25 protein-coding genes, 1 tRNA gene and 1 pseudogene are annotated in these 26,137 nt (G+C 68.8%); 12 read left to right on the forward strand and 15 right to left on the reverse strand.

All coding sequences use genetic code 11. The features are described 5' to 3' along the window. The first annotated feature begins 157 nt into the window (after positions 1–157). Positions 158–385 carry a hypothetical protein gene (locus NO345_RS05655; protein WP_256297255.1) on the forward strand — a complete coding sequence of 76 codons (228 nt, stop codon included), beginning with the start codon at positions 158–160 and terminating at the stop codon, positions 383–385. A gap of 49 nt (positions 386–434) precedes the next feature. Then, positions 435–509: transfer RNA gene (locus NO345_RS05660), tRNA-Val, on the forward strand. A gap of 283 nt (positions 510–792) precedes the next feature. On the opposite strand, the gene msrA is transcribed toward NO345_RS05660, so the two are convergent. Further along, positions 793–1,440 carry a peptide-methionine (S)-S-oxide reductase MsrA gene (msrA, locus tag NO345_RS05665; protein WP_256297257.1) on the reverse strand — a complete coding sequence of 216 codons (648 nt, stop codon included), beginning with the start codon at positions 1,438–1,440 and terminating at the stop codon, positions 793–795. 359 nt (positions 1,441–1,799) lie between these two features. Between msrA and NO345_RS05670 the strand changes: the two genes are divergently transcribed. Both NO345_RS05670 and NO345_RS05675 read left to right on the forward strand, forming a co-directional pair. Then, positions 1,800–4,031: a hypothetical protein gene (locus tag NO345_RS05670; RefSeq protein WP_256297259.1), complete on the forward strand. Its 2,232-nt coding sequence runs from the start codon at positions 1,800–1,802 to the stop codon at positions 4,029–4,031. Positions 4,032–4,118: 87 nt separating this feature from the next. Next, positions 4,119–4,361, forward strand: a pseudogene (locus tag NO345_RS05675) (cytochrome P450); the annotation flags it as partial. 114 nt (positions 4,362–4,475) lie between these two features. Here NO345_RS05675 and NO345_RS05680 read toward each other — a convergent pair. Further along, positions 4,476–5,063, reverse strand: a complete 588-nt coding sequence (locus NO345_RS05680) for a response regulator (RefSeq protein WP_256297263.1) — start codon at positions 5,061–5,063, stop codon at positions 4,476–4,478. A 126-nt stretch (positions 5,064–5,189) separates the two neighbouring features. Then, the gene (tatA, locus tag NO345_RS05685) at positions 5,190–5,489 is read right to left on the reverse strand and encodes a twin-arginine translocase TatA/TatE family subunit (RefSeq protein WP_438266759.1); all 300 of its coding nucleotides are present in this window, start codon (positions 5,487–5,489) and stop codon (positions 5,190–5,192) included. A gap of 118 nt (positions 5,490–5,607) precedes the next feature. Between tatA and NO345_RS05690 the strand changes: the two genes are divergently transcribed. Further along, complete coding sequence (locus tag NO345_RS05690) at positions 5,608–6,648, forward strand: DNA-methyltransferase (protein ID WP_256297572.1); 1,041 nt, start codon at positions 5,608–5,610, stop codon at positions 6,646–6,648. Positions 6,649–6,655: 7 nt separating this feature from the next. On the opposite strand, the gene NO345_RS05695 is transcribed toward NO345_RS05690, so the two are convergent. The 4 genes from NO345_RS05695 to NO345_RS05710 form a co-directional block, all read right to left on the reverse strand. Next, on the reverse strand, positions 6,656–7,393 hold the full coding sequence (locus tag NO345_RS05695) for a YIP1 family protein (protein WP_256297266.1): 738 nt from the start codon (positions 7,391–7,393) through the stop codon (positions 6,656–6,658). Positions 7,394–7,445: 52 nt separating this feature from the next. Further along, positions 7,446–8,048, reverse strand: a complete 603-nt coding sequence (locus NO345_RS05700) for a YIP1 family protein (protein WP_256297268.1) — start codon at positions 8,046–8,048, stop codon at positions 7,446–7,448. Between the two features lies 1 nt (position 8,049). Further along, positions 8,050–8,637 carry a thymidine kinase gene (locus NO345_RS05705; protein ID WP_256297269.1) on the reverse strand — a complete coding sequence of 196 codons (588 nt, stop codon included), beginning with the start codon at positions 8,635–8,637 and terminating at the stop codon, positions 8,050–8,052. 188 nt (positions 8,638–8,825) lie between these two features. Then, positions 8,826–9,413, reverse strand: a complete 588-nt coding sequence (locus NO345_RS05710) for an NADPH-dependent FMN reductase (RefSeq protein ID WP_256297271.1) — start codon at positions 9,411–9,413, stop codon at positions 8,826–8,828. A gap of 151 nt (positions 9,414–9,564) precedes the next feature. Here NO345_RS05710 and NO345_RS05715 point away from each other — a divergent pair, with 151 nt between their 5' ends. Next, the gene (locus NO345_RS05715) at positions 9,565–10,476 is read left to right on the forward strand and encodes an FkbM family methyltransferase (protein WP_256297273.1); all 912 of its coding nucleotides are present in this window, start codon (positions 9,565–9,567) and stop codon (positions 10,474–10,476) included. 1 nt (position 10,477) lies between these two features. Here NO345_RS05715 and NO345_RS05720 read toward each other — a convergent pair whose 3' ends face one another. The 3 genes from NO345_RS05720 to NO345_RS05730 form a co-directional block, all read right to left on the reverse strand. Then, positions 10,478–11,251 carry a helix-turn-helix transcriptional regulator gene (locus NO345_RS05720; RefSeq protein WP_256297275.1) on the reverse strand — a complete coding sequence of 258 codons (774 nt, stop codon included), beginning with the start codon at positions 11,249–11,251 and terminating at the stop codon, positions 10,478–10,480. A 527-nt stretch (positions 11,252–11,778) separates the two neighbouring features. Continuing rightward, positions 11,779–13,620, reverse strand: coding sequence for an acetyl-CoA carboxylase biotin carboxylase subunit (locus NO345_RS05725; protein WP_256297277.1), 1,842 nt, complete (start codon positions 13,618–13,620; stop codon positions 11,779–11,781). Between the two features lie 80 nt (positions 13,621–13,700). Then, positions 13,701–14,375 carry a helix-turn-helix domain-containing protein gene (locus NO345_RS05730; RefSeq protein WP_256297278.1) on the reverse strand — a complete coding sequence of 225 codons (675 nt, stop codon included), beginning with the start codon at positions 14,373–14,375 and terminating at the stop codon, positions 13,701–13,703. A 107-nt stretch (positions 14,376–14,482) separates the two neighbouring features. Between NO345_RS05730 and NO345_RS05735 the strand changes: the two genes are divergently transcribed. Beyond that, positions 14,483–15,916, forward strand: coding sequence for a cytochrome P450 (locus tag NO345_RS05735; RefSeq protein WP_256297280.1), 1,434 nt, complete (start codon positions 14,483–14,485; stop codon positions 15,914–15,916). Positions 15,917–15,959: 43 nt separating this feature from the next. Here the strand turns inward: NO345_RS05735 and NO345_RS05740 are convergent, their stop codons facing one another. After that, entirely contained in the window at positions 15,960–16,616 is a 657-nt protein-coding gene (locus NO345_RS05740; protein WP_256297282.1) for a helix-turn-helix domain-containing protein, read from the reverse strand. Between the two features lie 82 nt (positions 16,617–16,698). On the opposite strand from NO345_RS05740, the gene NO345_RS05745 reads away from it, so the two are divergent. Further along, the gene (locus tag NO345_RS05745) at positions 16,699–18,078 is read left to right on the forward strand and encodes a cytochrome P450 (RefSeq protein ID WP_256297284.1); all 1,380 of its coding nucleotides are present in this window, start codon (positions 16,699–16,701) and stop codon (positions 18,076–18,078) included. A gap of 18 nt (positions 18,079–18,096) precedes the next feature. Here the strand turns inward: NO345_RS05745 and NO345_RS05750 are convergent, their stop codons facing one another. The 3 genes from NO345_RS05750 to NO345_RS05760 form a co-directional block, all read right to left on the reverse strand. Next, the gene (locus NO345_RS05750) at positions 18,097–18,357 is read right to left on the reverse strand and encodes a DUF8022 family protein (protein ID WP_256297285.1); all 261 of its coding nucleotides are present in this window, start codon (positions 18,355–18,357) and stop codon (positions 18,097–18,099) included. 2 nt (positions 18,358–18,359) lie between these two features. Then, positions 18,360–19,904 carry an acyl-CoA carboxylase subunit beta gene (locus NO345_RS05755; RefSeq protein ID WP_256297287.1) on the reverse strand — a complete coding sequence of 515 codons (1,545 nt, stop codon included), beginning with the start codon at positions 19,902–19,904 and terminating at the stop codon, positions 18,360–18,362. Between the two features lie 119 nt (positions 19,905–20,023). Further along, positions 20,024–21,436 carry a sodium-dependent transporter gene (locus NO345_RS05760; RefSeq protein WP_256297289.1) on the reverse strand — a complete coding sequence of 471 codons (1,413 nt, stop codon included), beginning with the start codon at positions 21,434–21,436 and terminating at the stop codon, positions 20,024–20,026. Positions 21,437–21,667: 231 nt separating this feature from the next. Between NO345_RS05760 and NO345_RS05765 the strand changes: the two genes are divergently transcribed. The 4 genes from NO345_RS05765 (at position 21,668) to NO345_RS05780 (ending at position 24,955) form a co-directional block, all read left to right on the forward strand. Then, positions 21,668–22,492, forward strand: coding sequence for an alpha/beta fold hydrolase (locus tag NO345_RS05765; protein WP_256297291.1), 825 nt, complete (start codon positions 21,668–21,670; stop codon positions 22,490–22,492). 265 nt (positions 22,493–22,757) lie between these two features. After that, a complete protein-coding gene (locus NO345_RS05770) occupies positions 22,758–22,904 on the forward strand; it encodes a DUF8555 family protein (RefSeq protein ID WP_256297293.1) in 147 nt (48 codons plus the stop codon). A 65-nt stretch (positions 22,905–22,969) separates the two neighbouring features. Beyond that, positions 22,970–24,670: a YcaO-like family protein gene (locus tag NO345_RS05775; protein ID WP_256297295.1), complete on the forward strand. Its 1,701-nt coding sequence runs from the start codon at positions 22,970–22,972 to the stop codon at positions 24,668–24,670. Between the two features lie 84 nt (positions 24,671–24,754). Beyond that, positions 24,755–24,955, forward strand: coding sequence for a hypothetical protein (locus NO345_RS05780; protein WP_256297297.1), 201 nt, complete (start codon positions 24,755–24,757; stop codon positions 24,953–24,955). On the opposite strand, the gene NO345_RS05785 is transcribed toward NO345_RS05780, so the two are convergent. After that, positions 24,952–26,076, reverse strand: coding sequence for a DUF63 family protein (locus NO345_RS05785; RefSeq protein ID WP_256297299.1), 1,125 nt, complete (start codon positions 26,074–26,076; stop codon positions 24,952–24,954). The genes NO345_RS05780 and NO345_RS05785 overlap by 4 nt on opposite strands. Positions 26,077–26,137: the final 61 nt, after the last annotated feature.

Here is a 26,137-nt window from a genome sequence, read left to right on the forward strand (position 1 = left end):
GACGGCGGCTGTGGCACGGTGTGGATTCCTCGCCGACCGCAGTTTTAGGTCTGCCTAACAATTACAAAAAGCCACCGGTTTTGGCTGGCCTAAAGACGGCGGGTTTTGACCTTCTACTGGCGACAGTTTTATAGCCCGTTCCGGCGTACTCCCGTCTATGAACCGCCACTTCAGAGACGCACGCTACCACGCCCGACGTACCGCCGAAGAACTCTATGCTGGCGTCGAGATGGAGCTCGAACCCGTCCGCGAACGCGTCGAAGCCCGCATCGACGAGTACCGCGGCGTCGAGGAACCAGAGCCCGAACCGACCCGCACCGAGCGCGCACGCCAGGTCGGCGTGAGCGCCCGCGACCGCCTCGGCGGAATGCCCATCAGCCGGTAACCCGGAAGGCAACCCTTAAGTTTCGGAACCGGGTAGCGACAGGTGTCGCGGGTTGGTGGTCTAGTCCGGTTATGACACCTCCTTCACACGGAGGAAGTCGGCAGTTCAAATCTGCCCCAACCCACTAAGATTCTCACCGTTTCTGAAGGAAGAGCGGACGCGCCGTAGCGACCGCTCTCGCGGCCGGAATCGGCGGAATCGGGGTTGGCGATTCTGGCGGTCGAAATCCTATTCCAGTAAGTTCCTTGGCGCGGCCCCTCGCCGTCGTGCGGTTCTCGTATCCGAGAGGTGGTCAGCGTGAGTGCCGAGAGGCGGTTCGGTATCTCGGCCGAGGAGCTTCGGGTCCGCGAGAAGGCCCGCCCGAAGCCGACCACGCGCATATCGGGGGAAAGACGGCCCGACGGTGGTCAGAGCCGCCGTTCGACCTCGGAGAGCACGGTCGGCGGGAGGTCGAGCCGGGCGAGGAACGCGCGGCGCTGGCGACCGTCGCCGTGGCCCGCGACGAAACCGTTCAGTCGCGCCGCGACGGTCGAGTCGACGAGGCCATCGCCGAGGTGGTCGACGACCTCGTCCCCGAGAACAGGCGTCGACCGCAGCTCGTACTTCTGGTGGTAGTCCTCGGCCAGGGTGAAGGCGTCGAGCGGCTCGATGGCCGTCTCGACCGCGCGGTGGGTCCGTGCGACGACGCGTTCGCGGACCCGCTCTGCGGCGGCAGCCTGCTCGTCGTCGTCGGTCAGCACGACGCTGCGGTACTGGCGCTTGCCCGTCGCGGCGGGGGTGTGGCAGTCCCAGAACGCCTCCAGCAGCGCCTCGTAGGACAGCTCCTCGGGGTCGTACTCGACCTGGACGACCTCGGTGTGGTCGCCGAGCGAGTGGTACGTCGGGCTTGCCGTGTCCCCGCCGGCGTAGCCCACGCGGGTTCGGACGACGCCCGGCAGCGCGCCGAAGCGGGCCTCGGGGCCCCAGAAACAGCCCGCGCCGAACGTCGCGGTCGTGGTTTCGCTCGACGGCGGGGCGGCCGCGTCGATGCTCGCCGGGTCGGTCGGCTGATCCATACGCAGGTGACGGGCTCGCCGGGGTTGGGTCCGTCGAAACGGGGCCGCACCGAGTTCCGCATTCGTCTCGCCCGTTCGGGAGCGCTCGTCGAGACCGTACTTCGGGGGGTTATCGCGTCGCGGTCCCTCTTCGAAGGCTGCTCAACGGTCGCGCGCTGGCCTTCGGCCACGGGTCACCTCGCTTTGCAGTACCGCAGTCACGGGCCTCATCGTCGAACGCCGGTCCGGCTATCGGATTCAGCGAGCCCTGAGCCCGAGAGGGTAGGCGTACTCGCGTCGCTCCGGGGGACCTCATGGTTGGTGAAACGCCGGTAGAACCTTCCGGCAGCTTTTCACGTCGGTCCATGGTACCACGTGGCGTGCCCCGTCTCCGAACCATTCTCGTCCTCCTCGGGTGCCTCGTCCTCCTCGCCGGCTGTAGTGGCGAGCCGGAGGCCGACACGACGTCCACGCCGATGGACACCGAGCCGCCGAACCGGGCCACCGATCACAGTACCGTCGAACCGACGACTGTCGGCACGCCTGCGACTCGGACGGCGGTGCCGACGGTCACAGCGTCGACCGGGGTGACGGATCCGCCCGACCCCCGAGCTGTCGGGACGAACTTCGAGCCCAACCAGTCCCTGGACACGATATACCGGCGTGTCGAGACACTCCGCGGTCTGACCGCACGGGAACAGGTGAACGTCTCCGTCCACGGAATCGACATCGTCAACCCCGAGACCAACGAGCGGATGCAGGTCGGTGACCCCTTCGACTACCCCGACGACGCCGCGGGCATGGGCGAACCCCAGACGAAGGCCCTCCAGCTGTACTCCTCGGAGCCGGTGCCCCTCAGGGGGCTCGCAGCGGCCGGGATGGCGCGAGCCACCGCGGTCAACGTGGCGAACGAGAGCGCCTACGAGCGCATCGCCGACGACTCCTTCGAGATACTCCTCGTCCACGAGTTCGCACACACGCTGCAGGAACAACACGGCCTCAACGAACACCTGCGAACGGGAGCCACCGAGACGACCGACGCGGACCTCGCGGGCATGATGCTGAGCGAAGGCGACGCCACCCTCACCGCGTACCGGTACTGGCAGGAGTACGACGCCGGTGGCGGGGACCCGCTCTCGCTACGGAACAGGACGACCGAACGCGGCGACTGGACGCACGGATTCTTCGACAAGACGCGGTACTACGGTGCTCGATACCTGCAGACCGTCCCCGAAGACCACTGGAACGGACACGTCGCCCATCCGCCGGACACGACCGCAGAGGTGATGCATCCGAACACGACCTGGGACCTGCCAGGACCGGCAGTCTCCGCGCCCGCTCCGGCCGGCTGGACGGCGAACAGTCGGAACCGCGTCGGTGAGCTCACCATCCGGTATACGCTCCGGACGAACGGAATCGCGTACGAACGAGCGGCCACCGCGAGCACGGGGTGGTGGAACGATTCGATGCGGACGTTCCAGCGCCCAGACGGTATCGCGACGTCCTGGTCGACGCGCTGGGCGAACGAGCGAGACGCAAGGGAGTTCGCGAACGCCTGGCGTGCAGTACTCGAGAATCGGGACGCGACGCACGACGACGACGTCTACAGGGTTCCCGGAACCGAACACACCCCGGAACTGTCCTACGTGATCGCCCGCGACGGGCCGGTCGTCCACATCGCAGCCGCGTCCACGACGGCGGACGCACGCGCTATCGCGGCCGCCAGTGGCGCGTCGAACAGCTCGCCGGCGGTCGCGCCAGCGGCGTCCGCGGATGCGAGCAGCGCGGACCCCATCGACGACTGCACGCCGCGACGCGCCCACTCCGGTTCGACCGGGACCGCCCAACGCCGGACTGGCGACGGAGGGGTCGCGACCACCTGCGCGCACCACCAGGACACGACCCCCGTGAGCGTCGACACCGACGGGGACGGCATCTCCGACTTCGTCGAGCGGAGCCAGGCCATCGGCCATCATCCGCGGGTGATCCTCCCCGAACTCCACCCCACCGAGAAGGACGTCGTCGTCGACGTGGTCTACGCCACTTCCGTCGCAGACGACCAGCGATTGAGCGAACGACAACTGGCGAACATGCGGTCGACGTGGGCGGGATTCCCCGTTGAGAACCCCGGCAACACGTCGGGCGTTCACCTCCACGTTCGGACCCTCGACAGCACGGAACTCGACGGCGAGTTCGGCACGGATTTCGACGATGCCGACCTCGACGCGTTCTACGAGCGGCGCTACGGCCAGCCACCGGGAGACGGTGTGGTCAATCTGGTCGTCGTCTCGGCGTTCGACGTCGGGTCCCCGGCGGTGGTCGCGTTCGGGTCCAGCGGCGGGAACGTCGCCGTGGTCCGAGCGAGCGAGTCCCGGCCCCTCGTCGTCACGCACGAACTCATGCACCTCGTTCTTGGCTCCATCCACGGCGAGCGCGACTGCGACGTCGCGACCGACAGCAGCCACACGTGCCGGGGGTACCTCGCACCCGGCGGGCAGGCCGAGCCGTTCCTCACCGAGCTGCTGGCGCAAGCGCTCAATCGCCCCTGGTCGAACCCGAACCCATCAGCCGACGACAACCGCACGGTCGTGGGTCACCGACCTGTCGCTTGAGAGTCGGCAGCGTCGAAGGGGACGGAGCGGGTCGTGCCGGGTTCGCAGGTGCGAACGGTCGTGTCAGTCCAGTCCCTACCGGCGGTGATGTCGAAGACGCCACCCGGGCCCAGCGGGCGACCGGTGTTCGGGAGCAGCAGGCGCTACGCACAGGACCCGTTCGCGTTCCTGACGGCGCTCGAAGGGTCGTACGGACGCATCGCACAGTTCGACATGGGGCCACTGAACACGTACATGATCGCGGACCCGGCCACCATCGAGCGGGTGCTCGTTTCCGAGGCGGACACGTTCCGGAAACCGGCGTTCCAGGACGACCCGCTCGGGGCACTGGAGCTGTTGCCGACGCCGACGGCGCATCCCGCCGTTGGTCTCGAGATGCGGGTCGAGCGTCGCGAGACCTGACCCGAGTGCGCCGGCGACGCCGTCACGCAGCCGTTCCGCCGGTCACCGCCGCGTCCGCCCGGGGCCGCGGTTGATCCGCTGGAACGACTCCAGGAGGGCGTCGAAGTCGTCGAGCGTCCGTCGGAGTTCGCCCTCCAGCTGTTCGAGTTCGTCGCGGAGCGCCCGCAGGTCGGACGTGTCCTCGAGGACGCCGGGGCCGTGTTCGAGTTCGAGGAGTTGGCGTTTGGTGGCGAGCTGGCGGTAGCGTCGGAGGTCGTCCCCGTGTTCGCGAGCGGTCAGCTGTTGTTCGATGACGGCGACGAGCTCGTCGGCTTGGACTGGCTTGCAGACGTAGTCGTCGAACGATAGCTCGAGGATGTCGAAGTCGGGATCGACGGCGGTGACGACCACGACGGCGGGGTCGTCGTCGCGGCGTTCGAGTCGGTCCATGACCTCGTCGCCGGAGCAGCCGGGCATCCGTCGGTCGAGGAGGACGACGTCGACCCCGTCGAGATTGGAGAGGACCGCCTCGCCGTCGTAGACGGTCCGGACGTCGTACTCGTTCCGGAGCCAGAGTGTGTACATGTCGGCCAGCTTCTCCTCGTCGTCGACGACGAGGACCGTCGGTTGCTCGGTGTCGTCCCCTGACATCACTGGACCGTACGAGGAGTGTCACAGAGTTATAGTTTGTTGCAAAATCGTGGTGTCGCGGTCGCCGTCTCCCCCCTTCGACGTGGTAGCTGGCGCGGTCGTCGGTCGTCCGTTATCGGCCTGCGTTCACGCCAGCGAGGCGCTCTTGTCGGTGTCGACGTCGTCGACGGTGTCGGTCGTCGTCTCGATGTCCTCGACGTCGTTCGCGGACACCTCGTCCGCGTCGGACTTCGTCGACACTGTGGACTCCTTCGCGGCCTTCAGTTCGCGCTCTACCTCTTCGCGACCCTTCTGGAACTCCCCCATCGCCTCACCGCTGGATCGTGCGAGCTTCGGCAGTTTGTCCGCGCCGAAGAGCAGGATGACCAGCAGGAAGATAAGGACGATCTCCGGGCCGCCGATTCCCCCAATGAACAGCGGTATCATCATGGCTCTAACCGAACAGTAGTACGTCGTATGAGTAGATAAACATACCGCAGGTGATAGTTGCGTCGCCGGGATGCACAGCTTTACGTCCGGAACGGCGCAACCGGGCGACGACGCGATGGAGACGGAACACGCCTGCACCGTCGGCGACGCCCGAGACATGACGACGCTCGCGACCGACTCGGTCGACCTGGTCGTCACGTCGCCACCGTACCCGATGATAGAGATGTGGGACGAGACGTTCGCGTCGCTGAACCCGGCAGTCGGCGACGCGCTCGACGCCGGCGACGGCGAGCGGGCGTTCTCGCTGATGCACGACGAACTCGCGGCGGTGTGGGCGGAGCTCTCTCGGGTGGTCCGCCCCGGCGGCATCGTCTGCTGCAACGTCGGGGACGCCGTCCGGACGCTCGACGGCAGCTTCTCGCAGTACGCGAACCACGCCCGCGTGACCGCCGACATGCGCGAGCTGGGGTTCCGACCGCTGCCCGACGTGCTCTGGCGCAAGCCCACGAACAAGGCGAACAAGTTCATGGGCTCGGGGATGCTCCCGACGAACGCCTACGTCACCCTCGAACACGAGTACGTGCTGGTGTTCCGCAACGGGGCGGACACCCGGCAGTTCGAACCGGGGGCCGACCGACGGTACGAGAGCGCCTACTTCTGGGAGGAGCGCAACGACTGGTTCTCCGACGTCTGGACGGACCTCACCGGGGCCACGCAGGAACGGCACGTCGACGACGCGGTCCGGGACCGCTCGGCCGCGTTCCCGTTCGCGCTCCCCTACCGGCTCGTGAACATGTACTCCATCTACGGCGACACCGTGCTCGACCCGTTCTGGGGCACCGGGACGACCACGCTGGCGGCGATGCTCGCCGGTCGAAACTCCCACGGATACGAGCTGGACGCGGGCTTCGCGGCCGCGTTCGACGACCGGCTCGAGGACCTGCCGGCGCGCTCCAGTGCGCTGGTCGACGACCGGCTCGACCGCCATCGCGGCTTCGTCGAGGACTGTCGTGACGAGGGCGACACGCTCGGCTACGACGCCGAGCACTACGAGTTCCCGGTGCGGACGAAGCAGGAGCGGCGCATCCGGTTCTACGATGTCACCGGCGTCGAGGAGACCGACGACGGCTACCGGGTCTCGTACGACCCACGGTGACCGCTGGTCAGAGCAGCGTCGAGAGCACGAACAGCGCGAGGGGAACGCCCATGATGGCCGCCGCCCTCGGGCGGTCGATGTCCGCCTCGATGGAGAGCCCGGCCGAGAGGATGTACAGCTGCCAGGCGGCGGTGAGCACCGTCGCGAGCGCGATGTACGGTTCGACGGGAGCGATGGCGGTCCTGACCGCTTCGGGGGCAGTTTCTAGGTTCGTGATCGTCACGTCCGCGAGTGCGAACTGGAGGATGGCGATCCCGGCGACGAGCCGTCCGAACTCGGGAACTGCGGCCCAGCCCGCGACCGAGAACGAACCCGAGAGGCTGGTGTCGCCACCGGCGAGCAGTCCTCCCAGGTACACCGTGACGCCGCCCGCGAGCCAGAGCAGGAACGGGGCGACCACCACCGTTCCGAGGAACCCGTTGGCTGCCTCCCGAACGAGCGAGCCGGCGTCGCGCTCGATCTCGGCGGGCTCCTCGCAGCCTTCGGTGGCCGGGGAGTCGTTGTCGAAGGCGTCGCAGATGCCCTGGGGCGGCCGGTCCGGGTTGTCGACCATCACGGTCCCGTCGACCGTACCGGCGAGAATGCCGCCGAGGATGGTGACGCCGACGGCGAGTGCGATGGCGAGCCCGACGACGACGAGTGCCGCCAGGGGAAGTGTCGAGGCGGTCCCGCGGTCCTCGAAGAACGCTCGTGGGTCCAAGAGGAACTGGCGGACGGCGGAGAGCACGGAGTGGAGGGCTGACATCGGTCGGGCGTTGTGGCGGGCTCCCTGAAAACCTTCTCCTTCTTCGGACAGGTCAGATAATGTACCACTGTCGGAGCAGCACGCCGATGGCGTGGAACGCGCGGAAGCCCATCCCGAAGGCGACGCCGGCCGGGACGATCCCGAGGACGGCCGCCCGTTGCAGGCCGAGGTCGTGGCGGACGGTCAGCCCGACGACGTAGAGCCCGATGGCCCAGACGCCGACCAGCGACCGGACGTGGGGGTCGGGGACGCCCGCGACGACGCAGGGTGCGGTCGCGTAGCAGAGTATCTGGACGGTCTCGCTGACGCCGCCGCGGCCGGGCGCGAACGGCGCGAGCAGGACGGTCTGGAGCGCCGCGAGCAGGTGGACCGCCGCCGGAGCCACGAGCAGCACCGCGACGCCGAGCCAGAGCGCTGCGGAGAGCGGCTCGCTCCCCGCGATGATCGGGTAGGCGTCGTCGACGAGCGCGAACCGGACGCTCTCCTCGACGAGGACGACGACCATGGCGAACACGAGTCCCGGGGCCTGGTCCGAGGGTCCGATTCCGTTCGTGAAGAAGCGCCGTGGCCGGACGAGCACCTCGAACCACGCGCGGGCCAGCCCGGTGGGGCCACGGGCACGCCCGCCCTCCGGGTCCTCGGTCCACTGGGTCATGTCAGTCGCTCCTGAGCGTGTGACAGCTGCGACAGCGCGCCTCGTAGGACTCCTCCGCACCGACGACGATGGTCGGGTCGTCGCGGTGGGCGGGCTCGCCGTCGACGAATCGCTGTGTCCGCGTCGCGGGCTCGCCACAGACCGCACAGATGGCCTGGAGCTTCTCGACGTACTCCGCCGTGGCGAAGAGCTGGGGCATCGGTTCGAACGGCTCGCCGCGGTAGGTCTGGTCGAGCCCGGAGACGATGACCCGGCGACCCTCGGCGGCGAGGTGGTCGCAGACCGCCACGAGCGTCCCGTCGAAGAAGTTGCCCTCGTCAATGGCGACGACCTGCTCGCCGTTCAACTGCTCGACGATGTCCCAGACGCCCTCGCCCTCGGACTCGACGGCGACGGCGTCCCAGCTCCGGCCCTCGTGTGATCCCACGGTGTCCGTGCCGTACCGGTCGTCGAGCGCGGGGGTGAAGACCGCCACGTCCTGGCCCGCGATCTCGGCGCGCCGGAGGCGTCGGAGCATCTCCTCGGTCTTGCCCGAGAACATGCTGCCCGTGATGACCTCCACCCACCCGCTGTTCGTGATGGCGTGCATCTGCACGGAACCGCGTGAGCCGACACTAAAGACGTTACTCTCTCGGGCCGGTGGTCGCGTTTCGGCATCGGGAGTTTCCAATCAATGTAAACTCTGGGCCCGGTAGGTGTCGACATCGGCGGACCAACCGGGTGGCGCGGATCCGCCGACAAAGTGACCGTCCACTCGGCCGTCTCCAGACCAACGCATCACTCCGCACCGACGTTCTCCTGACTCTCGAACGAGGCCGGGTCGGGCTCGATGTTGGCGTACTCCACCGCTCGTGTCCCGAGCGTCGCCACGCGTTCCGCGAGCCTCTCGTCGACGAACTCGCCGTTCTCGAACGCCTGGGACGCCTGCGGGATGGCGGCCTGATGGGGGATGACCCAGGCGTTGAGTGCGCGACAGACCGAGCGGAGGTGTTCGAGTGCGGTCACGGGGAAGTGGCCGCCGGAGACCGCGAGCAGGCCGACGGTCTTGTCCTCGAACTCGTCGAAGCCGCAGTAGTCGAGCGCGTTCTTCAGCGGCGTGGCGTACGAGCCGTGGTACATCGGCGTGCCGAGGAGGACGGCGTCGGCCTCCCGTACGGTCCGGGTCAGCTCCGGCACGTCGCCCGCCTCGTCGACGTCGGCATCGTACACCGGCAGGTCGTACTCGCGGAGGTCGACCAGCTCGGTGGCTCCGCCGGCGTCCTCGGCGGCCGACAACGCGTGACGGAGCGCCCGTCGGGTGTAGCTACCGTCCCTGAGGCTGCCACAGATGGCGATGACCGTGGGGTCGTCGTCGTCGCTGGACATGAACGACGCGAAGACGGCCGCCGTGAAATAGGTCGGTGGCCAACAGAGGTCCTATTTTAATCCTCCGGTCATTTCGAGATGTGGGTCACGGGCCGAGTCGACGGGCGATATCGTTGCGAGGTTTATGCGACCGAGACAGGTAGCAGGTGCTATGAGCACCCCAGGCACCAACTACGAACACAGCGCTGAACACTCCACCGAGGAGCGGGTCCGGCCGACCGGTCCAGGGGGCGACTTCGCGATGCGAGCCGCGCGATATCCGTTGAAGCTCGCGAAGCACGCTCTCTGGCGGTCCGTCGTCGCAAACGAGGCTGTCTCTCGCCTGGTCCTGCCTTCTGTCTCCCGACTGACGACCACGCTAGTGCCAAACTTCCGGCCTGGCCACCTCCGCCATCGGGACGGTCACTGGTGGCTCGAAGTCGACGGCGAGCGGACGTACGCGCTCCCGGACGTGTCGAGCAACGCGACGAACCTGAAACACGGTACAGTCGTCAGGATACTCACCGTCGGCTTCGGCAATGACAGGATGGTCCGCCGGTACGAACTGCCGGGGTTCATCGAACTCGAGGCCGACGACGTGGTCGTCGATGTCGGTGGCTACGTCGGCACGTTCGCGGCGTACGCCGACACACTAGTCGACACCGTCTACTCGCTCGAACCGGAGCCGCTGACCTTCAGCTGCCTCTCCCACAACGTCGCCGACCGCGACGACGTACACTCCCACGAGGTCGGGCTCTGGTCCAGCGCCGGCACGATGTCCATCGCGACCGAAGCTGACCGCTCCGACACTCACCTTACGGAGGACGGCAACGTCGAGGTCGAGGTGACAACCCTCGAACGCTTCACCGCCGACCAGGACATCGACGAAGTCGACTTCCTGAAGCTCGACGCCGAAGGGTTCGAACACCATGTCCTCGATGGGATGGGCGACTTGACCGTGCACAAAATCGGCGTCGACTGTGGCGAAGGAGACGCCGACAACACCGGCGAGATCCAGTCCCTCCTTGAGGCACGTGGCTACGAGGTTCGAACCGACGGACACCTGCTTTACGCCCGGCTGTAGCTCAGAGCTGTATCTCGGTCGCCTGCTCGCGGTAGGACTCGAACTCATCGCGGAGCCATGCGACCGCGTTCGGGCTGGTGTTCCGCACCACGGCCTGCACGCCGTTCTCGGTGTAGATGCCGAAACTGGCCTCGGTCGTCCCGTCCTCGTGGTCGACGAGCATCAGCCCGAGCGGTGGGAGCTCGTCGATCTGGTAGATGGTGACGCCGCCGGCGTCCTCCATGATGTAGTCCGCGTACGTCGTCGCGAGCTCGGTCAACGCGTCCGCGCTGAACACCAGTTCCGTCTCGAGGCCCCCCGATTCGATGCGCTCGTTGAACGCCTCGACGTACGCGCCGTGGACCGCCGGCGAGACGCCACGCACCCGCTCGGCGGTCGAGACCAGGTCGACAGTCTCCTGCATCGCCTTGTCCGGTGCGTGGATGTCTGCCTGTGTCACCTCGCCGTCGACGAACATCTCGGGCGGGACGAGGTCCGACCGTGGCAGCGTCGAGAGCCACTCGTCCACCCCGCAGATGGCCTCGACCGCGTGCTCGAACCCGTGGAACTGGTCGACGACGAGCCGGCCCGACACGGTCAGCTCGAACCCCTCGTCGCCGCGGTCGACGAGCCCGGCCATCTCCAGCTCGCGGATGGCCCGACTGACCGTCGAGCGGGCGACGTCACAGTCGGCCGCCAGCTCGGGTTTCTCCTTCGGTTCGTCGTACAGCGACGCCAGGAACGGCCGGCGCTTCGAGAGAAGCTTCAGCACCTCGCCTACGTCATCGGCACCCATACGACGAACGTGACGGGCGATTGCTATACCGATTACGGCATCCCGGCGGTCACGCCCGCCGGCCCCGGACGAGCTTCTCGCGGTCGAGCCGGACGGCGCAGTCGCCGTCGTGGACGGTGACGGACGCGATCTCTGGGTGTCGCCGGGCACGGTCGACCGACGGCCCACATGGACAAACACACGCGCCGTGGGCGGTGGGTAAAACCGGTTTTTGAGCTTGGGATAGTTGAAAGGCCCCCCGGATACAACGTGGAGGTGTGCCCCGTGGCGCTCCGGCCCTCCGGGCCGAAGCCGACCCCACGTCAGTCGTTGCCACGATGCGTGTCGGTCGCCCACCGACCCAACCCCACCGCCCTGCGTCCGGGGCACTGCCCAACCCGCTGTCCCCCTGACAGGGTCCCCGCAGCGCACCCGCTTCCCGGTGCACTGCCCTCCAGCCATCCATCCGCCACGCCGGAGTCCCCTGCCCACGAACTCCGGCGGGCTCCGTTCTCACGCGACAGCACCGCGAGAAACAGCGTCGCGGTCTACTCCACCACGACCAGCACGTCGCCCATGTCGACGCTCTGGCCCTCGTCGACGGCGATCTGGGTGACCGTCCCGCCGCGGGAGGCGACCACGTCGTTCTCCATCTTCATGGCCTCGAGCACGACGAGCACGTCGCCGGCTGCGACCTCGTCGCCCTCGTCGACGTCGACGGAGAGGATGGTACCCTGCATCTCGGCGTTGACCGTCTCGCCGTCGCCCTCGACCTCGACGCCACCGCCGGACGCGCCGCTCGCGCCGGAGCCGCCGTCGCCGCCGCCACTGCTCCCGCGGGGGCCGCTCGTGCCGCCGACGGGCATCGCGCCGCGCTCCTCCAGGTTCACGTCGAAGCGCTTGCCGTTGACCTCGACGGTGAACTCGCGCTCGACGACGTCCTCGTCGTCGCCCGCACCGTCCGTGTCGGAGCCCCACTGCTCCTGGGCCTCCGCGATGCGGTCGTGGTCGAGGTGCTCGTCGAGGTACTTCGTCGTGTGCGTGCCGTGGACGAACGCCTCGTCGGAGAGCATCAGCCGGTGGAACGGGATGATGGTCGTGACCCCCTCGATGTCGTACTCACGGAGCGCGCGGAGCGAGCGCTCGATGCACTCGTCGCGGTCGCTCCCGTGGACGATGAGCTTCGCGATCATCGAGTCGTAGTCGGTGACGATCGTATCACCCTGCCGGAGCGCGTCGTCCATCCGGACGCCGATGCCGCCCGGCGGGTCGTACGTCGCGAGCTTGCCGCCCGGGGCGGGCGCGAACTCGTTGGCGGCGTTCTCGGCGTTGATGCGGAACTCCATCGCGTGCCCGGAGAGGTCGACGTCGTCCTGTGCGAAGTCGAGCTCCTCGTCGGCGGCGACCTTCAGCTGCCACTTCACGATGTCGATGCCGGTGAGCTCCTCGGTGACGGTGTGTTCGACCTGGATGCGGGTGTTGACCTCAAGGAAGTAGAAGTTCGCGTCGGGTCCCAGGACCTCGCCGGCCGCGGCGTCGCGTTCCTCCTCCTCGACGAGGAACTCGAACGTGCCGGCGTTGTAGTAGCCGGCCGCGTCGGCACCGCGACGGGCGGACGCGCCGATCTCCTCGCGGAGCTCGTCCGAGAGCGCGGGGCTCGGGCCCTCCTCGATGACCTTCTGGTGGCGGCGCTGGAGCGAGCAGTCGCGCTCGCCGAGGTGGCGGACGTTGCCGTGGTGGTCCGCGAGGATCTGCACCTCGATGTGGCGGGGGTTCTCGAGGTACCGTTCGAGGTAGACGTTGTCGTTGTCGAAGTACGCCTCGCCCTCGCGCTTCGCGCTCTCTAACTGGTCGGCGGCCTCGTCGGCGCTCTCGACGATCTTCATGCCGCGGCCGCCGCCGCCGCCTTCGGCCTTGATGGCGATGGGGTAGCCGTGCTCCTCGCCGAACTCGGTGACCTCCGCGGGGTCCTCGACGGGGTCGGTCGTCCCGGGGACGATGGGCACGTCGGCCTCGCGCATCGTCTTCCGGGCCTTGGTCTTCTCGCCGAGTTGCTCCATCGAGTCGGCGGCCGGGCCGACCCAGGTGATGCCCTCCTCGGCCTCGACCTTGCCCGCGAACTCGGCGTTCTCCGCGAGGAAGCCGTAGCCGGGGTGGATAGCGTCGGCGTCGGCCTTCCTCGCGGCCTCGATGACGGCCTCGTGGTCGAGATAGGAGTCCGCTGCCCGGGCGGGCCCGACGTTGTACGCCTCGTCGGCGTAGCGGACGTGCCCGGAGTTCTTGTCGGCGTCGCTGTAGACGGCGACGGTCGACACGTTCAGCTCCTCGCAGGCGCGCATGACGCGCACCGCGATCTCCCCTCGGTTCGCGACGAGAACCTTCCTGAACATTCTTGCCGGAAGTGTCTCGGACGACGCACCTTATTGTATCGGTTTTTGCCACCCCCGTCAACGACCGGTGGCAGCCGGGTTCACGGCCGGGCGCTGCGCCGGTCGACGAGCCGCCCGAACACCGCCGCTTCCGCCTTCCGGAGCAGGTTCGACGCCGTCGAGGGGGCACAGTCCAGTGCCGCGGCGACGGCCTCGAGGTCGCCCTCGCGGGGGACCGCGTAGTAGCCGACCTCGACGGCGACGTGGACCGCCTCGCGCTGGCGCTCGGTCAGCGCCCCCACCAGCGACGGCCGGCGCGTGTCGTACTCGCCGATGCCACGCACGTCGACCTCGAAGCTCTCCGGAAGGCCGTCGAGCATCGTCCGGAGGTCGTCGCCCTCGCCGATGACGGTCATGCCCATCGCGGCCTCGCGGTCGTAGGTGATCGGCGGGACGACGACGAGGTTGAGCGCGGCGAAGGCGGCCCGCCAGTCCCGGTCGTCCTCCCGGGTGTCCTGGCAGACGTACACGTAGAACGACTCGTCGTCGACGTCGGTGATGTCGTACCAGCGGATGGAGTCGACGCCGTCGATGACGGGCTCGTAGCGCTCGCGGTCGGCGACGACGTAGAACAGCTCGTACTCGACGTCCTGCTCCTGGACGACGTGCCAGGTCTGGAGCTCCTCGTACTGCACCACGTCCTCGTGGCGGATGAACTCCTGCATCGGGTGCAGCCAGTCGTCGGGCTGTCGGATGCGCACGTCGAGGTACTTCACGATAGTCGAACTCGTCCACGTCCACAATTAGAGGTTGTGGTACCGAACTTAAACACGCTAGCCACAGAGACGGTGATGCCATCGACCGGCGTGTGCAACGGTCGGGTATGAGGGGCTCGCCCAGCCAGCACGAGCGGCGGACCGACCCGGACGACCAGGGGGACGGCGGGACGCCAGCGGCGGACACGAACGATGGCCCCCGGAACCCGGGCGATGGCGGCTTTCCGTCGGGCCCGGACGGCATCCCCGTCCTCGGCAACACCTTCCAGTTCACGGACGACCCGCACGCCTTCTACGACGAGCTCGCGGGCTACGGCGACGTGGTGGGCTACAGCGTCGCCCGCCAGCGCATGGCCACCGTCCTCCACCCGGACCTCGTCGAGCAGGTGCTCGTCACGGACTCGGACAGGTACGGCAAGTGGGACCTCTCCGACTTCGGGCAGCAGTTCGCCTCGGACGGGCTGCTGTTCACGGAGGGCGCACAGTGGCGCGAGCAGCGCACCCAGGCGCAGCCGGCGTTCCAGCTGGACCGTATCCGGAGCTACGGCGACGCGATGGCGGGCTACGCCCGCGAACTGGTCGAGGACCTCGACGACGGCGAGGTGTTCGCGGCCAACGGGCGGTTCTCGGAACTCACCCTCCGCATCCTCGTGGACTCGCTGTTCGACCTCGACGTGGACGGGAGCGAGGCGGGCGAGACCATCACCCACGGGGCCCAGGCGCTGAACGAGCGCGCGGGCCCCAGAGGGGTCTCGACGTTCGTGCCCACGTGGGTCCCGACGCCGTCGAACCGGCGGTACAACCGGGCGATGGCCGAGTTCGAGGACACCGTGGACGACCTCATCGCCGAGCGGCGCGCGGCCGAGGACGGCGACCACGACGACCTGCTGGCGATGCTGATGCAGGCCGGCGACGACGGCGAGGGGATGTCCGACAAGGAGCTCCGCGACACCATGCTCACGTTCCTGTTCGCCGGCCACGAGACCACCTCGCTGGCGCTGACGTACACCACCTACCTCCTCGCCGAGCACCCCGACGTGGCCGACCGACTGCACCGCGAGGTCGACGCGGCCGTCGACGGCGACCGCCCGGGCACGTTCGACGTGTTCGGCCTGGAGTACCTCGACCGCGTCTGCACGGAGTCGATGCGGCTCTACCCGCCGGCCTACGTCGTCTTCCGCGAGGCCCGCGAGGACGTCGAACTGGGCGGCTACGAGCTCCCCGCTGACACCAAGCTGACCCTCCCACAGTTCCGCATCCACCGCGACGAACGCTGGTACGACGACCCCGGCGAGTTCCGGCCCGACCGCTGGACCGACGAGTTCGAGGACTCCCTGCCGGAGTACGCCTACTTCCCGTTCGGTGGCGGCCCACGGCACTGCATCGGGATGCGGTTCGCCATGCTCGAACTGAAACTCGTGCTCGCGACGCTGGTCCGCGACTGTCGGTTCGAGCATGTCGGCGACGAGCCGCCGGAGCCGCGGATGGCCGCGACCTACCAGCCCGAGGAGGACGTCCGGCTCCGGGTGACGAAGCGGTAGGGGGCCGCCGGACGTTCGAGTGGGGGCGGCCCACGGGCGGCTCTCACCCGAACGCCGCGTCCACGAGCCCACGCTCGGCCTTCCGAAGCAACGTCGACGCGGCGCTCTCGGAACAGCCCAGCTCACCAGCGACATCCGCGAGCGACGCTTCCCGGGGCACCTCGTAGTACCCAAGTTCCCGTCCGACGGCGAGCGCCTCGAGCTGGCGAGCCGTCACCCGACCGGCGAGCGCCCCGCCGATGCCCCGCGGCTCGCCGACGCGTTCGATCTCCACCCCCACGAACTCGGGGACGCCGTCCACGACGCCGCGAAGTGCGTCCGGGTCGCCCAGCACGGTCAGCTGGACCGAGCCGTGGGGGTCGAACACGACCGGCGGGACGACGACGATGTCCTGTGCCTCGAGCGGCGACCGCCAGGCCGTCGTCTCCGAGCCGATGGCCAACTCGACGTAGGCGTAGAACGTGTCGCCGTCGACGGGGACGAGCTCGAAGTCGAGGACCGCGTCGAGCTCGGCGAGGGCGTCGCGGGTGGCGTCGAGGTCGCCGACGACGAGCGCGAGGAAGTAGTCGACGCCGCGGTCCTCGTCGGTGTGCCAGGCGAGCAGCTCCTCGCGGACGAAGTCATCGCCGAGGTCGAACCACTCCGGGGCGGGCAGCCGGACCTCGTCGGGGAGGTGCAGGGTCACGTCGAGCGACTGCATAGCGGTACGCCGAACGCGAGTATTTAAAAAGGTTCAGTGGTTCGGCCGAAGGCCCAGGCGAGAGGACCATCGACGAACACCTATGGGCGAGACGAACCAGCGACACGTGCAGTCGGACGGGGACGACGAAGGGTCTGCGGTGGCCGCCGAGACACCGCCGGGGCCTGACGGGCTGCCGCTACTCGGGAAGACGATGTCGTTCTTCCGGGGCGGCCTCGACTGGGGGACCGAACTCCGCGACGAGTACGGCGACGTGGTGGCGTTCGACGCGCTGGGCCGGGAGTTCGTCGCGGTGTACGACCCCGAACTCGTCGAGGAGGTGCTCGTCGCGCGGAACGACGAGTTCCGGAAGGGCGAGTTCGAAACCGCCGCCGGCGACGCCATCGCCCCTGGAGGGCTGGTGTTCACCGAGGGCGAGCTGTGGCGGCGCGACCGACGGCTGCTCCAGCCCGCGTTCACGCCGGACCGCATCCGGTCGTTCGCCGACGTGATGGTTGACACGACCGCCGGGGCCGTCGACCGCTGGGACGACGGCGCGACGGTCGACCTCGGTGCGGTCTGCCCGCGGCTCACGCTCGACGTGCTGACGCGGACGCTGCTCGACGTCGAGCTCGACGGCGCGGACGGCGACGTCGTCCGCGAGGCGGCCGACGCCATCACCGACCGGGCCAGCGCGGGCACGCTGGCGACGCCCGACTGGCTGCCGACGCCGAACAAGCGGCGGTACCGGCGCGCACGGAGCGAGCTCGACGACCTGCTCGTGGAGCTCGTCGCGGAGCGGCGTGCCGACGGCGCGGGCGACCACGACGACCTGCTCGCGACGCTGCTCGACGCGGAGTACCCCGACGGCTCCCTGATGGACGAGCAGCGGCTCCGCGACCAGCTCGTCACCTTCCTGTTCGCCGGCCACGAGACCACGTCGCTGGCGCTCACCTTCGCGCTCTGGCTGGTCGCCGGCGACGACGAGGTCCGGCGGGGGCTCGACGACGAGTTCGAACGGGTCCTCGGCGACGCGGACCCGACGTTCGCCGACCTCCCCGAACTCGAACTGACCGACGCGGTCGTCAGCGAGGCGCTCCGGCTCTATCCGCCGGTGTACCTGCTCTACCGCCAGCCCGTCGCTGACACGACCCTCGGTGGCTACGCGGTGCCCGAGGAGGCGACGCTGCTGCTCGGAACCTACGCCGTCCACCACGACCCGCGCTGGTGGGACGACCCCGAGGCGTTCCGGCCGTCCCGCTGGCTCGACGACGACGCCGACCGCCCCGAGTACGCCTACTTCCCGTTCGGCGGCGGCCCCAGACACTGCATCGGGATGCGCTTCGCCCGGATGGAGCTGCGGCTCGCGCTGGCAACCATCCTTCAGCGGTGCCGATTCGAGCGCGTGAGCGACGAGCTGGACGTCGAGCCGGGCGCGACGCTCGACGTCGGGACTGTCGAGTTGCGCGTCGAGAAACGGTGAGGCGGCAGTCGCGACCGCTCAGAACCGGTCCGTGCGCCCGGACGCCGCCCAGGCGTCCGTCGGCGCGCCGTCCGGGACGCGTCGCGACTGCCCGCGGGTGCTCCGGAGCCGGCCCGCGAACGACCACTTCTTGCCCGACCACGCCTCCTCCTCGTCCTCCTCGGCCGCCTGGGCCTCGAGGTCGCGGAGGTGCGCGCCGACGACGGCGGCGATGGCGGCAGCCTCGTCGTCGGTCGCGTCGTCGGGCACGTCGAGCGCCGCGAGCAGGTCCTGACTCATGGCTACAGCGGGATGTTGCCGTGTTTCTTGTCGGGCTGGTCCTCGCGCTTCGAGAGCAGCATGTCGAGGTCGTCGACGAGCCGGGAGCGCGTCTCCGTCGGCTCGATGACGTCGTCGAGGAAGCCCTGGTCGGTCGCGGTGTAGGGGTTCGCGAACTCCTCGCGGTACTCCTCGATGAGCTCGTCGCGCAGCTCGTCGGGGTTCTCCGCCTCCGCGAGCTCCTCGCGGTAGAGGATGTTGACCGCACCCTGCGGGCCCATGACGGCGATCTCGGCGGTGGGCCAGGCGTAGTTCACGTCCGCGCCGAGGTTCTTCGACGCCATGACGCAGTACGCACCGCCGTAGGCCTTCCGGGTGATGACGGTGAGCAACGGGACGGTGGCCTCGGAGTACGCATAGAGGAGCTTCGCGCCGTGGCGGATGATGCCCCGGTGCTCCTGTTCGGTGCCGGGCATGTAGCCGGGCACGTCGACGAGCGTCACGATGGGGATGTTGAACGAGTCACAGAAACGGACGAAGCGCGAGCCCTTCATCGAGGCGTCGACGGTGAGCGTCCCGGCGTTGACGCGGGGCTGGTTGGCGACGAGGCCGACGCTGTGGCCGTCGAGGCGGCCGAAGCCGACGACGATGTTCTTCGCGAAGTTCTCGGCCACCTCGAAGAACGAGCCCTCGTCGACGATGGAGCCGATGACGTCGACCATGTCGTACGGCTTCTGCGGGCTGTCGGGGACGATGTCGAGCAGGCGGTCGTCCTCCCGGTTCGGGTCGTCCCACGGCTCGACCCGGGGCGGGTCCTCGACGTTGTTCGACGGCAGGTACGAGAGCAGGTCGCGGATGCGGTCGAGTGCGGCCTCGTCCGTCTCGCAGGAGAACTGGGCGACGCCCGTCTTGCTGGTGTGTGTCTTGGCCCCGCCGAGTTCCTCCTGTGTCACCTCCTCGCCGGTGACCGTCTTGATGACGCCCGGCCCGGTGATGTACATGTGCGCGCTGTCCTCGACCATGAAGATGAAGTCCGTGATCGAGGGCGAGTACACCGCGCCGCCGGCGCACGGCCCCATGATGCAGGAGATCTGCGGGACGACGCCCGAGGCGAGCTGGTTCCGGTGGAAGATGTTGGTGAAGCCCGCGAGCGAGTTCACGCCCTCCTGGATACGTGCCCCGGCGGAGTCGTTCAGCCCGACGATGGGCGCGCCGACCTCCATCGCCATGTCCATCACCTTCGTGATTTTCTCGGCGAACACCTCGCCGAGCGAGCCGCCGAAGACGGTGAAGTCGTGGGCGAACACGAACACCTTCCGGCCGTCGACGTCGCCGTAGCCGGTGACGACGCCGTCGCCCAGTATCTTGCGCTCCTCCATCCCGAAGTTGTGGGAGTCGTGGGTGCGCAGCTGGTCGAACTCGTGGAAGCTGCCGTCGTCGAGGAAGTACTCGATGCGCTCGCGGGCGGTCATCTTGCCCTTCTCGTGCTGGGACTCGATGCGGTCCTCGCCGCCGCCCAGCAGGGCCTCCTCGCGCAGTTCCTCGAGCTCGTCGATGCGGTCCTCCATCGTCACGGTGACCACCCAGCAGTCATTGGTCCAATCGTCTCTTACCTCGCCCAAAAGGTTTCCGTACTCCGCAACGTCGATCGTCGAAATTCCGTGGCAGAATTTGTCGCGTCTCCGGCTCAGGCGGCGGTGCCGGCCTCTGTCCGGGTACGGCGGACGAGGGAGACGACGACCCCGGCGACGACGACCCCGGCGAGGCCGAGCTGCCACGACGCGAGCGTGACGTCGAGCAGGCCGACCACGCCGACGAGGAGCGTGAAGGCCAGGAACGGCGGGATGACGATGCCGACGAGCAGCCGCCAGGCGTCGGCGAGCCCCGACGAGAACTGCGTGCCGCGGACGAACTCGTCGACCGCATCGCCGCCGAGCACCCACGCGGTGAAGACGACGAACGCGAACAGCCCGGTCGTGAGCACGAAGTCGACGACGGGGCCGGCGAGTGCGTTGAACAGGGGGGGCACGAACGCGCTGGCGGTCCCGGTGACGAGGACGACCGCGCCGACGCCGAGGACCGCCTGCTGTCGGCTGCGGTCGCGCTCGTCGACGAGGTACGCGACGACGATCTCGAGCATGCTGATGGACGACGAGAGCGCGGCGAGCGCGACGACCGCGAAGAAGCCCACGGCGGCGAGGCGACCGGCCGGGAGCTCGGCGAACGCGGTCGCGACGCCGACGAACAGCGCGCCGGGGCCGCTGGTCTCGACGTCGGCCCCCGGCGTCGAGAACAGCAGCGGGAAGACGACGAGGCCGGCGAGCACGCCGACGGCGGTGTTCAGCACGGCGACGAGCGTCGCGTCCGCAGGCAGCGAGCGGTCCTCGCCGACGTAGCTCGCGTAGGTGATCATCGTACCCGCGCCGACCGAGAGGGTAAAGAGCGCCTGTCCGGCGGCGGCGAGGACGATGTCGAGGAAGCTGGACTGGACGGTCCCGAGGTCGAACGAGAGGTAGAACTCGTAGGCCTCCGAGGCACCGGAGAGCCCGCTCACCCACACCGAGAGCCCGATGAGCGCGATGAAGACGATGGGCATCATCACCGTCGTCGCGCGCTCGATGCCGTCGCGCACGCCGCCGTAGACGACGCCCGCGGTGAGCGCGAGGAACAGGACGTGGAACGCGGCGGCCTCCGGGCCGACGGAGATGGCGTCGAAGTACGCACCCGGGTTGTCGAAGTACGCGCCCGTCGGCGAGGCGACGAAGTAGCGCAGGATCCAGCCGCCGACGACGCTGTAGAAGGAGAGCAGGACGAGGCCGGCGACGACGGTCAGCAGACCGACGTGACCCCAGTTGCGCGACCCCGAGAGGTCACGGAGCGCGCCGACGGGGCTCTTCTGCGAGCGACGGCCGATGACGAACTCGGCGAGCAGCCCCGGGACACCGACCGCGAGGACGATGCCGAGGTAGACGAGCAGGAACGCACTCCCGCCGTTCTCGGCGGTCATCCACGGGAACCGCCAGAGGTTCCCCAGTCCGACTGCGCTGCCAGCGGCGGCGAGGACGAAGCCGATACGCCCCGTCCACGATTCACGTGTCATTGATAGCCACGGGTCCGCCCCACCTCAAAGGCGTTACGAAGCCCGAACCGTCAATCGCTAAATATCACGGTCTTCAGGCGCTCTGTCGGGTATTTGTACGCCCTTTGTGGTGCTGAATCGAAGCCGCTGTGGTCGTCATGGGGTGGCAGACGGTGCGCGAGTCGGTCTCGGTCGTCCCTCGCCGGGCCGCCACGACGTAGCTATTTGTGACTGCCCGCCGAACTGTGGTGCATGCCACCACTGCCCGACGACCCCGGTCCAGCCACCGAGATGTACCGTCACCGGGCGGACACCCTCGCCGACGACCGGGGTGACGGTCCCGCGCTCGTGCTCAGTCACGGGACGCTGATGGACCGGACGATGTTCCGTCCCCAGATGGACGCCCTCGCCGACGACTACCGCGTCGTCGCCTACGACAACCGCGCCCGCACCGACAACTGGCAGGGCCCGTACGACCTCGACGACCTGACCGACGACTGCCGGACCCTCCTCGACGCGCTGGACATCGACTCCTGTGTCCTCGGCGGGATGTCGATGGGCGGGTTCATGGCGCTCCGGTTCGCCCTGCGCTACCCCGAGGTCCTCGACGGCCTGGTCCTCGTCGACAGCATGGCCCAGCCCCACCCCGGGGAGGACCGCGAACGTTACGGGGGAATGGTCGACCGCGCGAAGGAGAGCGAGGAGCTGCCCCCCGACCTCGCCGAGGTCGTCGCGCACATCCTGTTCGGGCCGACGACGAACGAGGAGCACCCCGAACTCGTGGACTCCTGGAAGAACCGCTGGCTCACGTACCCCGGCGAGGCCGTCCACGACGAGGTGCACTCGTGGCTGGATCGCCCGGGGGTCGCCGACCGCCTCGACGAGATCGACGTGCCGACGCTCGTCGTCCACGGCGCGGAGGACCTCTCCATCGACCCCGAGTACGGCGCGTCGATGGCCGACGGACTCCCCGACGCCCGGTTCGTCGAGGTCCCCGAGGCGGGGCACTCCTCGAACGTCGAGAACCCCACGGTCGTGAACGACGCGCTCCGGGAGTTCATGGCGGAGGTGTACTGACGGGACTTCTCGATTCCTGTCCGGACTGTTCACACCGGCGTGCGCTGGCGAGACCGGTCGAGTGTCCCCGTGAGCGGGCGAACGGAGGCCAGCGAGACGACGGTGGAGTCTCGCGTGGTCCCGGGAGTCGACCGAGCAGGGACGTTCTGGCTGGTAGCAGTCGACGGAGTTCCCACGAGACAGTCGGGACCACCCGCAGACCGAACACGCGACCGCCACACCACTCGAAGAAAGACACTTCCGAACAGCACCCACAGTCTCGACCATGCGCAGTGAAGAGGAGATACGGGAGCAGTACGAGTTCCTGAAGGAGGAGCTGGACGACGAGGACATGAAACACGAGGGCGTCAAGCAGATGTTCACGTACTACAAGCGCGCGCTCGGCTGGGTGCTGGAGGAGGAGCACATCTGACCGACGACGCGACACGAACACCCGAGAGCGTCGGACTTTTCTCAGCGCCACGCGACGTCGGCGACATGGACGTACGAATCGCGGGCGACGGACCGGCCGCGGAAGCCGTCGTGGCCGCGCTGGCGGACACGGACGCCGACCCGGAGCGGGTCGACCCGGACGGCATCGCGGGCGCGGACCTCGCGGTCGTCGTCGCACCGACCGAGGACGACGCCCTCACGACGGCGAACGAGGCCGCAGACGGGCCGTGGCTGGCGGTCGAGCTGGGCGGCGTCGGCGGCTACCCGGTCGCGGGCGTCGACGCCGCGGTCGCCGGGCTCGCGCCGGGCCGGGGCTGTTTCGACTGCCTGCGTGCGAGGGTCGGCTCGAACGCGAGCGAGACCGACGACGGGGGCGTCGACCGGCCGACGGCACGGCTCGCCGGCGCGGTCGCCGGGCGGGAGGCGGTCGCCGCCGTCGAGGACGACCACGACCCCGTCGGACACATCCACGAACTGCCGCACGAGGACCGACAGTTCCTGCCGGTGCCGGGCTGCTGCGGACGGACCGACGACGAACTCCGGCGCGGCGACGCCGACGTGAGCCTCGACGAGGCGGTCGAACGGGCCGAACGCACCCTCGACGGGCGCGTCGGACTGGTCAGCGACATCGGCGAGCTGGAGTCGTTCCCCGCGCCGTACTATCTGGCGACGACGGCCGAAACATCGGTCTACTCGGACGCCAGCGCGCCGGGGCAGGCCGCGGGTGTCGCCGACGACTGGAACGCGGCGTTCATGAAGGCCGTCGGGGAGGCACTCGAACGCTACAGCGCGGCCATCTACCGAAACTCGGACTTCGAGCAGGCACCGCCGGGGATGGTCGACAACGGGGTCTCACCGGATGCGGTCGTCCGGGCGGAGGACGCGCCGGCGGTCGACCCCGAGTCACCGATTCCGTGGACGACGGCGACGGACCTCGCGACGGACGAACAGGTGCCCATCCCCGCGGAACTCGTCCACTTCCCGCCGCCGGCGGAGCGGTACACGTCGGCCATCACGACCGGGCTTGGACTGGGCACGTCCGGCGCAGACGCGCTGGTCGCCGGACTGACCGAGGTGGTCGAGCGCGACGCGACGATGCTCGCGTGGTACTCGACGTTCGAGCCGCTGGAGTTGCGGGTCGACGACGCGGACTACGAGCGGCTCGAACGCCGCGCCCGCGCCGAGGACCTGGAGACGACGGCACTGCTCGTCACGCAGGACGTGGACGTCCCCGTCGTCGCCGTGGCGGTCCACCGCGAGGACGGCGACTGGCCGCGGTTCGCTGTGGGCTCGGACGCCGCGCTCGACCCCGTGACTGCGGCCCGGTCCGCGCTCGCGGAGGCGCTCCAGAACTGGATGGAGCTGCGCTCGATGGGCCGCGCCGGCGCGAACGAGGAGTCCGGCGCTATCGGTCGGTTCGCCGACTTCCCGTCCGCTGCGACGGACTTCCTCGATTCGGGCGGGCCGATTCCGGCGAGCAGCGTCGGCCCGGACGACGCGCTGGCGGGTGGGGACGCGGTCGACGCACTGGTCGAGCGTGTGGCCGAGGCCGGGCTGACGCCCTACGCGAGCCGGCTGACGCCCGCGGACGTGGAGACGGCCGGCTTCGAGGCGGTCCGGGTCGTGGTGCCGGGCGCACAGCCGCTGTTCACGGACGACCCGGCGTTCGGGACCCGCGCCGAGACGGTACCGGAGTCGCTGGGGTTCGAGGCGCGACCGAACCGGCAGCACCACCCGTATCCCTGAGTCGGGAACCGGTCGCTAACCGATGGCTACCCGGGATTTAAGACCGATACGCTCGTCTGTAGATATGGTGTGTCAACCTCTCACATGAGCGAACGCTCGGCGGCCGGGGGAGAGCCAGTATCGGAGTTCGAACTATCCTGTGCGACGTGTGGTGGAACACTGACGCGAACGGCGGTCTCGGGCGAGGCCCTCGGCGTCACGGTCGAGCGAGAGGTCGTCCTCGCGGAGTGTACCGAGTGCGGGGGACGGTACTTCCCCCGGGAGACGCTGGACCGGTTGACCTAGACGTACAGGGTCGCACGGACCATGTCGCGGGTGCCGGGGCCGAGGCCGACGGCGACGATGGCGACGAGGAGCATCACGGTGAAGCGCGGACTGTCGTCGAACACCGTCTCGTCGAACACCCAGAGGACGAACGTCGCGGCGACCATCTTCACGACGAGGAACGGGAACGCGTCGAGGTAGGCGGGCAGGTACTGGCCTGCCACGTCGACGATGAACCGGTTCACGGGGTGCTTGCCCTGGAGGTTCGCCTGCCCGGTGAGCGCCGGCATCAGGTTCAGGCCGACGAAGTTCGCGACGCCGTCGATGGCGTGCGCCCAGAGCACGACCACGCCCATGAAGCCGGTGCCGGCGTTGATGCTCGGCTTGAGCGTCTCGATGCCGTACCAGACGCCGCCCGCGACGACCGTCGCGGCGACGAGGACGACGATGGCGACCTGCGGGTAGAAGGAGACGTACGGCTGGGTGGCCGCCGCCCAGGCGAAGTAACCCAGGTTGGCGGCGAGCAGGGTCGAGCCGATGGCGAACAGCGGGTACTCGAACTCCCTGTCGACGACGTTCTCGGCGAGGAACACCGCGGCGACGACCGCCGCCAGCGCGACGAAGAAGACGGTGAAGTAGATGACCGGGCTGATGAGGAGGCTGTTCAGCGGGTAGTCGAAGATCGGTGACTGGCCGGCCGCGAGCCGGGCCTTGTCGTTCACGTCCTCGACGACCCGGAGGGTCCCGCCGAAGAACATGAACGGGAACAGCCCGTAGAACAGCGCCCGGTAGCGCGTGATGCGCAGGCGCTTGACCAGCAGGCCGACGCCGACGAGCATCAACAGGAGGATGAGGGCGTAGCCGATCTCGGAGACGACCGTGTAGCCCGGCTCGGCGACGGGACCGAGACTCGCGGGTACCGACCCACAGCTCTGTGGCTGGACCTGCGCGCCGTCGGCCCAGGCCACGCAGTTCCAGTTGTGTGCGTCGGCGTACACCGGCCCCCAGAAGTACTGCCAGACGAAGTTCGCGTACACCGCACGCGGGAACAGCACCGACCCGAGGCCGAACACGGCCGTCAGCAGGCCGACCGCGCCGACCCACGCCCGTTCGATGCCGATACGGTCGATGAAGTCGCTCATACACCGACGGGCGGACGGACGGGCCATTACCCTTCTGGTCTCCCCTCGCGCGGTCACCCGG

This window comes from Haloarchaeobius salinus, from assembly GCF_024464185.1.
Classification (GTDB): Archaea; Halobacteriota; Halobacteria; order Halobacteriales; family Natrialbaceae; genus Haloarchaeobius; species Haloarchaeobius salinus.

Excerpts from the sequence above, each read along its gene's own strand:
- NO345_RS05655 (WP_256297255.1), top strand. The coding sequence starts at position 158 with ATGAACCGCCACTTCAGAGACGCACGCTACCACGCCCGACGTACCGCC.
- msrA (WP_256297257.1), bottom strand. The coding sequence starts at position 1,440 with ATGGATCAGCCGACCGACCCGGCGAGCATCGACGCGGCCGCCCCGCCG.
- NO345_RS05680 (WP_256297263.1), bottom strand. The coding sequence starts at position 5,063 with ATGTCAGGGGACGACACCGAGCAACCGACGGTCCTCGTCGTCGACGAC.
- tatA (WP_438266759.1), bottom strand. The coding sequence starts at position 5,489 with ATGATACCGCTGTTCATTGGGGGAATCGGCGGCCCGGAGATCGTCCTT.
- NO345_RS05690 (WP_256297572.1), top strand. The coding sequence starts at position 5,608 with ATGGAGACGGAACACGCCTGCACCGTCGGCGACGCCCGAGACATGACG.
- NO345_RS05695 (WP_256297266.1), bottom strand. The coding sequence starts at position 7,393 with ATGTCAGCCCTCCACTCCGTGCTCTCCGCCGTCCGCCAGTTCCTCTTG.
- NO345_RS05700 (WP_256297268.1), bottom strand. The coding sequence starts at position 8,048 with ATGACCCAGTGGACCGAGGACCCGGAGGGCGGGCGTGCCCGTGGCCCC.
- NO345_RS05705 (WP_256297269.1), bottom strand. The coding sequence starts at position 8,637 with ATGCACGCCATCACGAACAGCGGGTGGGTGGAGGTCATCACGGGCAGC.
- NO345_RS05710 (WP_256297271.1), bottom strand. The coding sequence starts at position 9,413 with ATGTCCAGCGACGACGACGACCCCACGGTCATCGCCATCTGTGGCAGC.
- NO345_RS05715 (WP_256297273.1), top strand. The coding sequence starts at position 9,565 with ATGAGCACCCCAGGCACCAACTACGAACACAGCGCTGAACACTCCACC.
- NO345_RS05720 (WP_256297275.1), bottom strand. The coding sequence starts at position 11,251 with ATGGGTGCCGATGACGTAGGCGAGGTGCTGAAGCTTCTCTCGAAGCGC.
- NO345_RS05725 (WP_256297277.1), bottom strand. The coding sequence starts at position 13,620 with ATGTTCAGGAAGGTTCTCGTCGCGAACCGAGGGGAGATCGCGGTGCGC.
- NO345_RS05735 (WP_256297280.1), top strand. The coding sequence starts at position 14,483 with ATGAGGGGCTCGCCCAGCCAGCACGAGCGGCGGACCGACCCGGACGAC.
- NO345_RS05740 (WP_256297282.1), bottom strand. The coding sequence starts at position 16,616 with ATGCAGTCGCTCGACGTGACCCTGCACCTCCCCGACGAGGTCCGGCTG.
- NO345_RS05745 (WP_256297284.1), top strand. The coding sequence starts at position 16,699 with ATGGGCGAGACGAACCAGCGACACGTGCAGTCGGACGGGGACGACGAA.
- NO345_RS05750 (WP_256297285.1), bottom strand. The coding sequence starts at position 18,357 with ATGAGTCAGGACCTGCTCGCGGCGCTCGACGTGCCCGACGACGCGACC.
- NO345_RS05755 (WP_256297287.1), bottom strand. The coding sequence starts at position 19,904 with ATGGAGGACCGCATCGACGAGCTCGAGGAACTGCGCGAGGAGGCCCTG.
- NO345_RS05760 (WP_256297289.1), bottom strand. The coding sequence starts at position 21,436 with ATGACACGTGAATCGTGGACGGGGCGTATCGGCTTCGTCCTCGCCGCC.
- NO345_RS05765 (WP_256297291.1), top strand. The coding sequence starts at position 21,668 with ATGCCACCACTGCCCGACGACCCCGGTCCAGCCACCGAGATGTACCGT.
- NO345_RS05770 (WP_256297293.1), top strand. The coding sequence starts at position 22,758 with ATGCGCAGTGAAGAGGAGATACGGGAGCAGTACGAGTTCCTGAAGGAG.
- NO345_RS05775 (WP_256297295.1), top strand. The coding sequence starts at position 22,970 with ATGGACGTACGAATCGCGGGCGACGGACCGGCCGCGGAAGCCGTCGTG.
- NO345_RS05780 (WP_256297297.1), top strand. The coding sequence starts at position 24,755 with ATGAGCGAACGCTCGGCGGCCGGGGGAGAGCCAGTATCGGAGTTCGAA.
- NO345_RS05785 (WP_256297299.1), bottom strand. The coding sequence starts at position 26,076 with ATGAGCGACTTCATCGACCGTATCGGCATCGAACGGGCGTGGGTCGGC.